The following is a 12019-nucleotide window of genomic DNA, read 5'->3' on the forward strand; positions in this document are numbered from 1 at the left end:
TACTTAATTAATATTTATATAGAAATGCAATACAGGAAGCTTATAAATTTGAGGAATTAGGCTCAAGCTTTGATCTACAAGAGTTTTATCTGACTACAGTTAACTTTGTTGAGCAAACTTCGTGCAGTAAGTATGCCAAACTGGTTAAAATGCATATGTTATATAGTGAGATTCTAATTACGTCGCCTTTTTACCAAATGGTGCTAGTTATGTTGAACTTAAAAACTGAAGTGCCATTGATTCAAATTCATGGCACAATTCGGAGAACTTTAAAGCGGATATAGAAATGTTAAAAAGGAGTCAAATTCGTGTTTTTAGCAATTAAAGAAATTAAAAAAGAAAAATTGCGCTACGGTTTAATTATTTTAATGATTTTTCTGATTAGCTACTTAATATTCGTTCTATCATCCTTAGCGGTTGGACTTGCTGAGGAAAATACGCAGGCAATTAAATCATGGGACGCTCAGCAGGTAGTTTTAAACAAAAATGCTAACATTAGCATGAGCCAGTCAATTCTAAACAAAAGTGATCTTAAGGGTGCCAAAGTCGGTAAGAACGAAGCACTTGTTGGACAGACACCTGTTGTAGTCAAGAGTAAAAAACGTTCACAAGTTTCTGCGCAGTTTATAGGAGTTAAGCAGCAGCAGTTTATTTATCGCAATCAAGAAATTATTGCTGGTCGTAAGGCTCATAAGAACAATGAAGTGGTTGCTGATCAAGCCCTGAAGGAAAAAGGATATCAAATCGGTGATAAACTTGAGTTAAACGGCTCAAAACGTGAATATAAGATAGTTGGTTTTGCCAAAAATGCCAAAATTAACATTGCCCCAATTATTTACGGTACGCTTGCAAGTTGGAAAGTACTACGGCAAGGAATGCCCGAAATGCAAGCTTCCGCCCTTATTTCTCGCAATTCCAACTATGATTATGAACATGCCAATAGTAAAACTTATCCGATTAACCAGTTTATCAATAAGCTTCCGGGCTATACTGCTCAGAACATGACTTTTCAGTTAATGATTGGATTTCTGTTTGTAATTTCCTTGATTATTATTGCCGTTTTTTTATACATCCTAACAATGCAAAAAATGCGTAATTATGCTGTTATGCGTGCCCAGGGAATTCCAAGCAGTACCCTAATAGGAGCAACAATTAGTCAATCAATTATTTTGGTTGCAATTGGTGTAGTGATTGGCTTATTTGCCATGTGGGTAACAGCAAGACTTCTTCCCGCTGCTGTGCCAATGGATTTCACGCCTGAAATTATTATTAGTGGAACAGTGGGAATGCTGCTAACAGGTATTATTGGTAGTTTAATTCCAGTTAGGTCAATTTTAAAAGTTGATCCAGCCAAAGCAATAGGAGAATAAGATGGCAGTCATTGAATTGAAAAAAGTTCAAAAGGTTTATGGCAAGGGTGCAGCGAGAGTTCAAGCACTCAAGAATATTAACTTTGTTGCAAATCAAGGAGAAGTGGTTTTAATTATGGGCCCTTCTGGAGCTGGCAAAAGCACTTTTTTGACAATCGCTGGTTCGCTACAAAAGCCAACTTCTGGACAAGTATTTGTTAGCGGTCAAGACATTGCTAAAATTTCTCTTAAAGAAAGCAATAGCCTGCGCTTGAATAAAATTGGTTTTGTTTTGCAAGCTTATAACTTAGTACCGTTTTTAACTGTTAAAGAACAGTTTGAATTAGTTGATCGGGTTAAAAAACAAGGCAATATCAAACAAGAAATCATGCAAAAGCTACTAAAACAGTTAGGAATTACGGATTTAATAAATAAATACCCTAGCGAATTATCAGGTGGCCAACAACAGCGTGCAGCGATTGCTCGAGCACTGTACGCTAATCCAGAGGTCTTATTAGCTGATGAACCGACAGCCTCGCTTGATAGTAAAAATGTTGATGAAGTGGGACAGCTATTTAAGAGCTTAGCCAAAGACTACAATAAAGCTGTTATCTTGGTAACTCATGATCCCCGACTAGAAAAGTATGCTGATTGCATTTATGAAATGATGGACGGTAAAATGTCTAAAAAATATAACTAAATTGCATTCTGGACTAGCATAATTTATAACAATGTTGTCAAAGCCCAATTGTCAAAATTAGATTAATTGGGCTTTTCTTTTTAGTTCATAGTTATTTTTAATTTATCGGCAGTAGCTATTTATCTTATTTTCATATTGAACAAGTGCTTTCCTAAGGAAACAATCCTAATATTCTATAATTAAAAACTAGTAAATGCTTGACAAAACAGTTATAAGTTTACTATTCTAGTTATTAGATATTCAGTTGTTATTTTATCAAAACATGTATCCAAGTAATTGTTAGAAAGTAAAAATCTAATTTCCTTTTAAAATATTACTTAACCTTTTAGCTATTATTTTTATCGTATATATAGTATGAGATTATGGATAAACAGGCTTTTCGGAACGGAATAATTGATATATAACTGATATGGGTTAGTATGATGTTAATAATAAAAGGATAAAGTTGAGGTAAAACAATGAGCCAGGTACCAGAAGATAAATCAATTGAATTGGCAACCGATTATAAAAACCACAGTATAAACATTAACTTCTCTGATAATTTAACAGATGATGAAGAAAGAGGATATATTTTGTCTGCTGCTTTTTTCTCATATTGTGCTTCGGAAGGGTTAACTAAAGAAGACTTAACTGACATGGTTTCGTCGTATTATGACGAATTCCTAAATAGTGAAAGTGAATAATTATTTATTTGTAAACCCGATTTTAGGCTGAAAAATAATAATAGCAGTTATTAGAGTTAGTTAAGGAAAGAACAAATGGCAAGAAAAAAAGAAATAGGCCGAGATAAGATATTAAATATCGCCTATAAAATGGTGGTTAAGGACGGAATCGAAAGTTTAACTGCTCGAAACATTGCGAAAGCCGGTCACTTTTCAACGCAGCCGCTATACCTTGAGTTTAGCAGTATGGATGAAATTCGAACTGAGGTATTACGCAAAATCGCTGAAAATTTGAAAGATAGTGTTTTGCAAAAGGAATATGAAGGCGATCCAATGATAGACATGGATTTGGCTTATATTGATTTTGCTAAGGAGCATGAGAGTCTCTTTCGGGCAATGTTTGTTGATGGGAAATTTGGCAGTAAGGTAATTTCTGATACGCTGATTAGCTTAGGTATTGTTAAATTTAAAGAACAATTTCCAGAAACTGATAATACTGATGAGAAAATCAGAAATATTGTAATTGCCAACTGGATTACTACTATAGGAATTGCTTCACTAATTATTAACGATATTGCAAATTTCTCGCGTACGCAGATTATTAACGTTTTATCCGCGCAAGTTAATGATGCAATTATAAATGATTGGTTGAGTGAATCGAGCTCGGTTTCTTTGTTTGAAACGGATAATGGTAAAAAAGCAGCCAAGAAAAAAACTACAAAAAATAAAGCTTAAATTAGCGCGCTGTGAGGCCGCTTTTTTTAGTATTCAAGAAAATTGAAATAATTTAATTGTAAGTTTATGTTTAAAAAATGTAGTTATGTTATAATTAAACAATAAAATAGTTTCCTGAAAGGTGGTTTATATGAAGATTCTTGCATTATCTGGCTCAAATGCCAATAATTCGTTTAATGAAGCATTGCTTAAGTTTATTTCTAAGCAATTTGCTGACAAGTATGATTTTAAACTAGCGTCCGTTAAAGGATTGCCAATGTTTAAAGAAGGTGAAGATGCACCTGAGGCTATTCAAGCTTTAACAAAAGAGATTGAACAAGCTGATTTAGTATTGATTGGTTCGCCAGAGCAACAGCACTCGGTAACTAGTGCGTTGAGCAGTGCTTTAGAATGGTTGTCAAGTGCAACCCATCCGTTTAAAGGCAAACCAGTTGCTATTGTGTCAACTTCTCCAATGCCTCAGGGTGCTTCACGCTCACAGAGCCGTTTGAAGAGCCTGATGACTGCACCAGGGTTTGGTGCTAAGATTTTTAATGGCGATGAATTTATGTTGGGTACGGCACCGAAACAATTTGATGAAAATGGTGACTTAGCTGATAAGTCTTCTATTGAATTCTTAGGTCACTTCTTCGATGAAGTTGATGATTGGTACGCACAAGTTACTAAGTAGGAGGGACCAAGAATGAAATTATTAACAATTGTTGGTACAAATGCTGCTTTTTCTTACAACCGTTTTTTAGCAAATTTTATTGCTAAACGATATGGTGACAAGGCAGATATTGAAGTAAAAGAAATCGATCAATTAACCCCTTTCTGCAGAACGGAAATGGCTGATGATTCCATCAAAGCTTGGATTGAAGATGTCAAAAGTGCTGATGGTATCGTAATTACAACACCAGAATATGATCATACTATTCCAGCTGCATTGAAGAGCAGCCTTGAATGGTTAGGCTCACACGCAGGTCCTAATGTTATGAAGATGAAGCCTGTTGCAGTAGCAGGTGCTTCTTATGGTAGTCAAGGTACAGGACGTGCTCAAGAAGATATCCGTGAAATTTTGCTTTCACCTGATATGAGTGCAAATGTTCTGCCAGGTAACGAAGTCTTAATTGGACAAGCTCCAAGCAAATTTGACAAGGAAACTGGCGAACTAACTGATGAAGCCACCATCAAGCAATTAGATGGCATGATGGACAATTTCTTCAAGTTTGTTGAACAAGCAAATAAATAATCTTTTGCTAGATTAACTAGCAAAGAGTAAAATAGCCGGATAGGAGTTACTATCCGGTTATTTTTATCAGGAAGTAGGAAAGGTGTTGTAATGGCTGAACCAGTTGTTTTACCAATTAGATCTGTTCGTAATCCGCGTGACCTCGGCGGTTATGTCGGCTTTAATGACAGAAAAGTTAAAGCACGTCGTTTACTTAGAACAGGCAATATTAGTGAGATAACTCCTGAAGACGAACAATTTTTACTTAGCTATGGTTTAACAAAAATCATCGATTTACGCTCACCGGCCGAATGCAAACAGAATCCTGATAAAAAAATTGTTGGAGTAGAACATTTTAATTGTCCGCTGTCCGCCGAGGATAATACCGGTGGCAACGGGCTTGATTTGCATAAAGAGTTTGAAGAATACCGCCATGACCAATACGCTGGTTTTCGCAGAATGTGTAGTAGATATCGCAATCATATACTTACAAAGGCAGCGCAGCAGAGTTTTCACCAAATTATTACTTTAATTGCTGACTCAAAAAATGAAACGGTGCTGTATCACTGCTCGGAAGGAAAAGATCGCACTGGTTTAGTAACAATCGTGCTATTGCATATTTTAGGGGTTGATTTGGAAGTAATCAGACAGGACTATCTTTATTCAAACCTAATGCTTAATAATTACCGAGCTACGCGCGATGAGGGTTTTAAACAAGCCAGTGAAAACGATAAATTTCGTGCCAATATGCGCGTTTTGGGTTCGGTTTCCAATTCTTTTTTTGACACAAGTTTGATTACGATTAAAGAAAATTATGGCAGTCTTGATTCGTACATCAATAAAGCCTTAGGAATTGATGAGCAAATGAAAGAAACGATTAAAGAAAATTATTTAGAAAAATAGGAAAAATAAACAAATGATTGAAAATTTAGCTTTAGAGCAAGCAGTTGGCCAGCATCACGCTTTAGGAACATCGATTACTTTACAAATTTTTGGGACAACCGATGATACCGTGATTAATGAGTCCTTTGATTTAATTGACCACTACGAAGATCTATTAACAGTAAATCGAGATCATTCGGAAGTAATGGAAATAAATCATGCCGCTGGGGAACATCCCGTTCAAGTTTCAAGTGCCGTTTACGATTTGGTCAAATTAGCAGTGAAAGAAAGCCGAGAAAATTTTGGTTTTAATGCTTTAATTGGTCCGCTGGTAAAACTATGGTCAATCGGTTTTAAAGATGCACATGTACCTTCTGACGATCAGATAAAAAGAAATATGAAACTGATTAATCCAGAAAAAGTTGTTTTTGATGACTTAAATCAGACTGTTTTTTTAGAAGAAAGAGGAATGGAACTCGATTTAGGTGGTATTGCTAAGGGCTGGATAGCCGATCGCATTCGTGACTTTTGGCGAGCTTATGGTGTTCATGCAGGTATTATTAACCTTGGCGGTAATATTTTGCTAGTTGGAGATTCACCTAAACGGTCTAACGGTCAGTGGTCGGTTGGTATTCAGGATCCAAAAGAGCTTCGAGGTAATAACATTTCATCGGTGATGGTTTCAGAATGTTCTGCTGTTACCAGCGGCACGTATGAACGCTACTTGGTAGTTGATGGTCATAAATATCATCATTTAATTGACCCAAGAACTGGGTATCCCGTTGAAACTGATTTGGCAGGTATTACTACCTTCACTAAAAACTCTGTTCAAGCAGAAATTGAATGCAAGCGGCTATTTTTTGCGGGTCACCCAATCGATGGTTGGCACGATGATCCAGATCGAATTGGCGCCGTCTTTGTCTACGATGACGAACATGTTGAATATGATAACTTTACTAAATAACTTACTTAGTTGCTTAAAAAAATGAACAAGTAAGTAGCTTTTTAAAATAGAGATACAAAAACCCGAATTTATGCATGTAGCATTGCTTCGGGTTTTAATATGTTTAAATTAGTTAATCGTCAAAGCTTTGTGGTCAAACTCTGCCTGAATAGTTGATTTTGGTAACCATGCAATTGCACCATGATCATAGTTCATGTTCTTGCCACCGGAGCCGCTTCTATCATGTTTTGAGTAGTACAGGGGATCGTAAACAAGGAACTTGCCTTTTTCATAACCGACAATCACTTTGCAGTGATTACGGACGTTGTCGCCAGGTTTTTGGTACGAAGAAAATCCGTAGTATAAAACTGGCTTGCCACCTTGGACATACATTCTAATGTCATTTAAGGTGAGCTTTTTGTTGGAAATGTTGATTACATTTTTTCCTGTCTTAAAAGTACGTGCGTATTTTGCAAGAGCACTAGGTTTAATAACATAGCCAAAACCGGCTCCAGTATAAACATTGCCTTTTTGTCTACCTTTAGTAGGTTGCATTGGCAAGTTGTCCTGAACTTTCTTTAAGAAATTGGCATTGATCTTTTGCCCTTGTGATCCCAAAAGCATAGCCATTGAAGCACCAGCGCAACCCCAAGGGGCTTTAATGGGAACGTATTGGCTGACGTATGGAGTATCAACGATTTTAGCTTGATTTGGTGTTGCTACAGCTTTTTTATTAATATAGCCAATTGGCTCTTCACCTTTTTTGCTAATCAAGTAGTACTTTTTGCCATTACGAGTAAAGGTTCGATTTACATTAAAAGTTTTATGGAAGTACTTAGCGCTAGAAATCTTATTTTCAAAGTTGCCTTGATAAATACCGTAATTTTTCTTAACAATTGCAATTTTAAAAGTTTTAACTTTTTTGGCGTTTAAAGCAGCAGTTTCTTCTGGACTTTGTTTATCCGTTGCTGGTTCTGTTGTTTGATCAGTTATTGCTGGAGTTTGTTGAGTTGATTGCTCAATTTCGGCGGCATTAGCGGCAGAAATTAAATTAGCTGCGCAAACTGGTATCGTTATGATAAGCGCTACTGACAGAGTCATAATTCTCTTTAAAATTGTTTTTTTATTTACGTTATCCTCTCAATTCTAAAAATTAATTCTTGCCAAGGATAGTTTACAACAAAAAAGTTTAACTTGTTAACAATTTTTAGCTCTTTAATGATGAAAATGACTAAAAGGGCACTAATTAGTCAATCAAAAAACTCCAGTATAATAGCTAATACTGAAGTTGAAATTTTACTAAATTTATTAACTTAGGCAGCAGTTCGACTGATACTAAATATATAATTAAACACACCATTTGATAAGCCGGGAGTATTGTATATGATAAAACGCAAAAGTGATGAATCGAGGGTTTGCTGCATAAACCATTGATTTTGCAAAGCATTGAGCATTGACAAAATGATATAAACAAAGAAATAACTGGCAAAAAATGAAACAGCACCACCTAGTACACCGTTTAACAGTTTTCCAAAACTGGATGAATGAGGATTGTTATTTGGAAACCAACTTTTAAAAATCTTAACAATCATTTTGCCGACAAATAAAATAATGAAGAAAGCCAAAAAACGAAAAATCATTAAGCTGGCATTAGGCGATAGATTGCTTTGAGAACTTTGCCCGGTAAATTGGGCAAAGAGCCAATTTCCAAAAGGATTTTGAAAAATAATAGCTGCCACAAAAACGATAGCGGAAAAAACCAAATTAATTATTAATTTGGTAAAACCAGTTTGGTAGCCGCGGTATGTTTTCAAAGCTAAGTATGCTAGAACAATTAAAGTAACAATCATGGATATCTCCTTTGACGATATTATAGCTTATTTTAAAGATTTAGGCTTTGACTGCTGTCGAAAAATATTTCATAATTAAAGAGATACGATGGCTTTACAATAAGCCATTTTTAGCGTTAAATTTATAGAGTGTGAAACAAGGTTCCACGGGTGAAAAATGAATCCTGAACAATTTGTCCAAGAATTATCAAAGCGTAATTTTAAAGTAAATAAAAAACAAATCAACCAATTTAACCAATACTTTACCAGTTTGATTGAGGCGAATAAAAACGTTAACCTTACGCGGATAACTGAAGAAAGCGATGTTTACTTGAAGCATTTTTGGGACAGTATCACGCCGCTATTTGTTTTTGATAGTGTTTTTGCATCATGCAGCAACCTTTGTGATGTTGGCGCCGGTGCTGGTTTTCCCTCAATTCCCCTTAAAATCTTGAAACCACAAATTAACGTTACAATTGTTGATTCATTAGGAAAAAGGTTAACTTTTTTGCAGAAGTTAATTGATCAGTTAGGCTTAGAAAATGTGGCCCTTGTTCACGGCCGTGCTGAGGATGTTGGTCAAAACGCACTCTACCGCGAGCAATTTGAAGTTGTCACAGCGAGGGCTGTAGCTAATATGGCAGTTTTAAGTGAATATTGTTTACCCTTAGTTAAAAAAGGGGGACACTTTATTGCACTTAAGGGTCCAAAAGCGGCAAATGAACTAAAGGACGGCCAAAAAGCAGTTAGCTTGTTGGGTGGTGAGGTCTTAGAGTCAGAAGAGTTACAATTGCCAAATAGCGAGGAAGAACGGACTTTAATTCTTGTTCAAAAAGTTAAGCCTACGCCTAAGAAATATCCACGCCAAGCGGGTACGCCACAACGCAAACCAATTCATTAATCAGGGAGACTTATATATGTCATTTTTATCTTCTTTACGTCATCATGATGAAATTCCTAAAGATAAACAAATTCAGGATATTGATATAACCAAAATCGTGCCTAATTCATATCAACCTAGACGCGAGTTTTCAGATGAATCAATCCGTGAATTGGCTTCAACGCTTAGTAAAGAAGGTTTGCTTCAACCAATTGTTGTACGTGAGCAAGGCGAAAGTTTTGAGATAGTCGCCGGAGAGCGTCGTTTTCGAGCTGCAAAGCAACTTGGTTGGGAAAAAATCCCGGCCATTATCAATAATATGGATGACGCACAAGCTGCCTCTTTGGCATTAATTGAAAACCTACAGCGTGAAAATCTGAATCCAATTGATGAAGCGCAGGCATATACTAACTTGATGAAACTTAATAATTTGACGCAAACTATGCTTGCCAAAAATATCGGTAAATCACAATCTTATGTTGCAAATAAGATGCGTCTGCTTAAACTGTCGCCCAAAGTGCAAAGCTATCTGGCAAGTGGTGAAATTTCATCTCGTCATGGGCGCTGCCTTGTTGGGCTAAGTCAAAAAGACCAAGGCCGCGTTTTAGACGAGATTTTAGCAAATAATTTAAGTGTCAGTGACACAGAAGAGATAGTTAAAGATGTTGATGGCTATTTTGAGAACAAAAATCAGTCAGAAGCAGATAAAGAAGAAAAGACTAAACGTGCTGTTAACCGCATTCCAAAGGATTTGAAAGTTCAAATCAATACGATTAAGCGTGCAGTTAAGCTGGCAAAAGAATCAGGAATCAAGGTCAAGGTTAAGGAAAATAATAATCCTGACGACTATATGATTACGATTGAATTAAAGAGAAAGTAGGTTAGGCATGGAAAATATGGTAAGTGTAATTTCGGTTGCTAACCAAAAGGGTGGCGTTGGTAAAACAACAACGACGATCAATTTAGCTGCTTCAATTGCAGAACGTGGCTATCGAGCTCTAATTGTTGACATTGATCCTCAAGGAAACGCGACCTCTGGTTTAGGAATTGAGAAATCGGAAATTGATCAAGACATATACAGCGTACTAATTAATGATGTTCCTTTGAAAGATGCGATTTTTCATACCACAACCCAAAAGCTTGATATAGTCCCCGCTACAATTAACTTGTCTGGCGCCGAAACTGAGTTGATTAATATGATGGCGCGTGAAACTCGCCTAAAGTCAGCCATTGACACTGTTAGTGGCGATTATGACTTTATTTTTATTGATTGTCCGCCTTCACTTGGACAACTATCAATTAATGCTTTTACAGCTTCAAACTCAATTTTAATTCCAGTACAAAGTGAATATTATGCGATGGAAGGTTTGACGCAACTGCTTAATACCATTCGTTTAGTTCAAAAGCACTTTAACAAGGATTTAGATGTAGAGGGAGTGCTATTAACAATGCTTGACGCCCGAACCAACTTAGGAGCCGAAGTTGTTAAAGAAGTGAAATCGTATTTTACAGATAAAGTATATAAAACGATTATTCCTCGTATTACTAAGCTGGCTGAAGCGCCAAGTTATGGTGAAGCAATTACGGAATATGCTCCGAATTCAAGGGGGGCAAAAGTATACGATGATTTAGCTAAGGAGGTGTTAAAGAATCATGGAAAGAGACTCAAGAAGTAAAGAAACTAAGCGAAAAGGCGGATTAGGCCGTGGGATTGAAGCTTTATTTGAAGACGAACCAAAAGCTGATGAAACTGAAGAAGAAATTCAGGATCTTGATTTAAGTGAAATTAGACCCAACCCATATCAACCACGTAAAAACTTTGACGATAAAGCTTTAAAGGAATTGTCCGATTCTATTAAAGAAAATGGTGTATTCCAGCCGATTATTGTGCGCAAGTCGGTTAATGGCTATGAAATCATTGCTGGTGAGCGTCGGTATCGTGCCTCTAAAATGGCTAAGAAAAGCACGGTGCCAGCAATTGTTCGTGACTTTACCGAAAGCCAAATGATGGAAGTTGCTGTTTTAGAGAACTTGCAGCGTGAGGATTTAACACCACTTGAAGAAGCCCAAGCATATGAGATGCTTCAAAAGAATTTAGGTTTGACGCAAGAAGAAGTTTCCAAACGAATGGGTAAGTCGCGCCCATACATTGCTAACTATTTGCGCTTGCTAACTTTGCCAAGCAAGACTAAACACCTATTACAACACGGTGACTTGTCGATGGGTCAAGCAAGAACGCTTTTAGGCCTGAAAAATAAAGACAAGATAGATGAGGTTGCTAAACAGGTTGTTAAAGAAAGCATGCCAGTTCGTAAAGTTGAAGCGCTGGTAGCTAACCTGAATACGAAGAAACCGCGCAAGAAAGTGGTGAAAAAGTCAGCATTTATTCGTGCCAGCGAACATCAATTAGCTGACAAGCTGGGTTCAGAAGTTAATATTTCTGAAAGTAAAAAAGGCAGCGGCCGCTTGTCAATTGGTTTTTCTTCAGTGGACGAATTGAATCGTATCCTTGATATATTGGGCGTGGACCTCGATGAGTAAGGAAGTTGTTTACAATTTAGCCGATACTGTATTAATGAAAAAGCCGCATGCTTGTAAAACCAATAATTGGGAAGTTTTACGGCTTGGTGCTGACATTCGACTCAAGTGTATGGGGTGTGGGCACATTGTAATGATGCCGCGTTCAAAATTTGTACATAATTTGAAACGAGTTTTGACTAGAGCAAATGATCCACTTAATGCAAAAAGCGAATTTTACGTACCAAAAGCTGATATTGCCTATCCGGGTGTCAATCAAGATAACAATTAATTTTATTAAAAGAAGAGGAT

The 12019-nt window shown here is 36.7% G+C and carries 15 protein-coding genes; 13 read left to right on the forward strand and 2 right to left on the reverse strand.

Annotated elements, in window-relative coordinates:
* Positions 1–308 precede the first annotated feature (308 nt).
* The 8 genes from AC2JF9_RS06170 (at position 309) to AC2JF9_RS06205 (ending at position 6502) form a co-directional block, all read left to right on the forward strand.
* Positions 309–1370: an ABC transporter permease gene (locus tag AC2JF9_RS06170; protein WP_500726025.1), complete on the forward strand. Its 1062-nt coding sequence runs from the start codon at positions 309–311 to the stop codon at positions 1368–1370.
* Position 1371: 1 nt separating this feature from the next.
* A complete protein-coding gene (locus AC2JF9_RS06175) occupies positions 1372–2049 on the forward strand; it encodes an ABC transporter ATP-binding protein (protein WP_500726027.1) in 678 nt (225 codons plus the stop codon).
* 458 nt (positions 2050–2507) lie between these two features.
* Positions 2508–2732 carry a hypothetical protein gene (locus tag AC2JF9_RS06180; RefSeq protein WP_500726029.1) on the forward strand — a complete coding sequence of 75 codons (225 nt, stop codon included), beginning with the start codon at positions 2508–2510 and terminating at the stop codon, positions 2730–2732.
* 75 nt (positions 2733–2807) lie between these two features.
* The gene (locus tag AC2JF9_RS06185) at positions 2808–3446 is read left to right on the forward strand and encodes a TetR/AcrR family transcriptional regulator (protein ID WP_500726031.1); all 639 of its coding nucleotides are present in this window, start codon (positions 2808–2810) and stop codon (positions 3444–3446) included.
* Between the two features lie 130 nt (positions 3447–3576).
* Positions 3577–4116 carry an NADPH-dependent FMN reductase gene (locus tag AC2JF9_RS06190; RefSeq protein ID WP_500726033.1) on the forward strand — a complete coding sequence of 180 codons (540 nt, stop codon included), beginning with the start codon at positions 3577–3579 and terminating at the stop codon, positions 4114–4116.
* A 12-nt stretch (positions 4117–4128) separates the two neighbouring features.
* Complete coding sequence (locus tag AC2JF9_RS06195) at positions 4129–4677, forward strand: NADPH-dependent FMN reductase (RefSeq protein WP_500726035.1); 549 nt, start codon at positions 4129–4131, stop codon at positions 4675–4677.
* Positions 4678–4767: 90 nt separating this feature from the next.
* Positions 4768–5559, forward strand: coding sequence for a tyrosine-protein phosphatase (locus AC2JF9_RS06200; protein ID WP_500726037.1), 792 nt, complete (start codon positions 4768–4770; stop codon positions 5557–5559).
* A 13-nt stretch (positions 5560–5572) separates the two neighbouring features.
* Positions 5573–6502 (forward strand): FAD:protein FMN transferase, encoded by a 930-nt coding sequence (locus tag AC2JF9_RS06205; RefSeq protein WP_500726039.1) that lies wholly within the window; start codon positions 5573–5575, stop codon positions 6500–6502.
* Positions 6503–6610: 108 nt separating this feature from the next.
* Here the strand turns inward: AC2JF9_RS06205 and AC2JF9_RS06210 are convergent, their stop codons facing one another.
* Positions 6611–7582 carry a C39 family peptidase gene (locus AC2JF9_RS06210; RefSeq protein ID WP_500726041.1) on the reverse strand — a complete coding sequence of 324 codons (972 nt, stop codon included), beginning with the start codon at positions 7580–7582 and terminating at the stop codon, positions 6611–6613.
* Between the two features lie 212 nt (positions 7583–7794).
* Positions 7795–8331: a CvpA family protein gene (locus tag AC2JF9_RS06215; RefSeq protein ID WP_500726043.1), complete on the reverse strand. Its 537-nt coding sequence runs from the start codon at positions 8329–8331 to the stop codon at positions 7795–7797.
* A 157-nt stretch (positions 8332–8488) separates the two neighbouring features.
* Here AC2JF9_RS06215 and rsmG point away from each other — a divergent pair, with 157 nt between their 5' ends.
* From rsmG to AC2JF9_RS06240, 5 genes are read left to right on the forward strand one after another with little or no spacing between them, the layout of a single operon-like run.
* Positions 8489–9211, forward strand: a complete 723-nt coding sequence (gene rsmG / locus AC2JF9_RS06220) for a 16S rRNA (guanine(527)-N(7))-methyltransferase RsmG (protein WP_500726047.1) — start codon at positions 8489–8491, stop codon at positions 9209–9211.
* Positions 9212–9227: 16 nt separating this feature from the next.
* Positions 9228–10070 (forward strand): nucleoid occlusion protein, encoded by an 843-nt coding sequence (noc, locus tag AC2JF9_RS06225; protein WP_500726049.1) that lies wholly within the window; start codon positions 9228–9230, stop codon positions 10068–10070.
* A gap of 16 nt (positions 10071–10086) precedes the next feature.
* A complete protein-coding gene (locus AC2JF9_RS06230) occupies positions 10087–10866 on the forward strand; it encodes a ParA family protein (RefSeq protein ID WP_500726212.1) in 780 nt (259 codons plus the stop codon).
* Positions 10844–11731 carry a ParB/RepB/Spo0J family partition protein gene (locus AC2JF9_RS06235; protein ID WP_500726051.1) on the forward strand — a complete coding sequence of 296 codons (888 nt, stop codon included), beginning with the start codon at positions 10844–10846 and terminating at the stop codon, positions 11729–11731. Before AC2JF9_RS06230 ends, AC2JF9_RS06235 begins: the two co-directional genes overlap by 23 nt.
* On the forward strand, positions 11724–11999 hold the full coding sequence (locus AC2JF9_RS06240) for a DUF951 domain-containing protein (protein ID WP_500726053.1): 276 nt from the start codon (positions 11724–11726) through the stop codon (positions 11997–11999). Before AC2JF9_RS06235 ends, AC2JF9_RS06240 begins: the two co-directional genes overlap by 8 nt.
* Positions 12000–12019: the final 20 nt, after the last annotated feature.

The organism is Lactobacillus sp. C449L, assembly GCF_059900815.1.

Excerpts from the sequence above, each read along its gene's own strand:
- AC2JF9_RS06175 (WP_500726027.1), top strand. The coding sequence starts at position 1,372 with ATGGCAGTCATTGAATTGAAAAAAGTTCAAAAGGTTTATGGCAAGGGT.
- AC2JF9_RS06180 (WP_500726029.1), top strand. The coding sequence starts at position 2,508 with ATGAGCCAGGTACCAGAAGATAAATCAATTGAATTGGCAACCGATTAT.
- AC2JF9_RS06185 (WP_500726031.1), top strand. The coding sequence starts at position 2,808 with ATGGCAAGAAAAAAAGAAATAGGCCGAGATAAGATATTAAATATCGCC.
- AC2JF9_RS06190 (WP_500726033.1), top strand. The coding sequence starts at position 3,577 with ATGAAGATTCTTGCATTATCTGGCTCAAATGCCAATAATTCGTTTAAT.
- AC2JF9_RS06195 (WP_500726035.1), top strand. The coding sequence starts at position 4,129 with ATGAAATTATTAACAATTGTTGGTACAAATGCTGCTTTTTCTTACAAC.
- AC2JF9_RS06200 (WP_500726037.1), top strand. The coding sequence starts at position 4,768 with ATGGCTGAACCAGTTGTTTTACCAATTAGATCTGTTCGTAATCCGCGT.
- AC2JF9_RS06205 (WP_500726039.1), top strand. The coding sequence starts at position 5,573 with ATGATTGAAAATTTAGCTTTAGAGCAAGCAGTTGGCCAGCATCACGCT.
- AC2JF9_RS06210 (WP_500726041.1), bottom strand. The coding sequence starts at position 7,582 with ATGACTCTGTCAGTAGCGCTTATCATAACGATACCAGTTTGCGCAGCT.
- AC2JF9_RS06215 (WP_500726043.1), bottom strand. The coding sequence starts at position 8,331 with ATGATTGTTACTTTAATTGTTCTAGCATACTTAGCTTTGAAAACATAC.
- rsmG (WP_500726047.1), top strand. The coding sequence starts at position 8,489 with ATGAATCCTGAACAATTTGTCCAAGAATTATCAAAGCGTAATTTTAAA.
- noc (WP_500726049.1), top strand. The coding sequence starts at position 9,228 with ATGTCATTTTTATCTTCTTTACGTCATCATGATGAAATTCCTAAAGAT.
- AC2JF9_RS06230 (WP_500726212.1), top strand. The coding sequence starts at position 10,087 with ATGGTAAGTGTAATTTCGGTTGCTAACCAAAAGGGTGGCGTTGGTAAA.
- AC2JF9_RS06235 (WP_500726051.1), top strand. The coding sequence starts at position 10,844 with ATGGAAAGAGACTCAAGAAGTAAAGAAACTAAGCGAAAAGGCGGATTA.
- AC2JF9_RS06240 (WP_500726053.1), top strand. The coding sequence starts at position 11,724 with ATGAGTAAGGAAGTTGTTTACAATTTAGCCGATACTGTATTAATGAAA.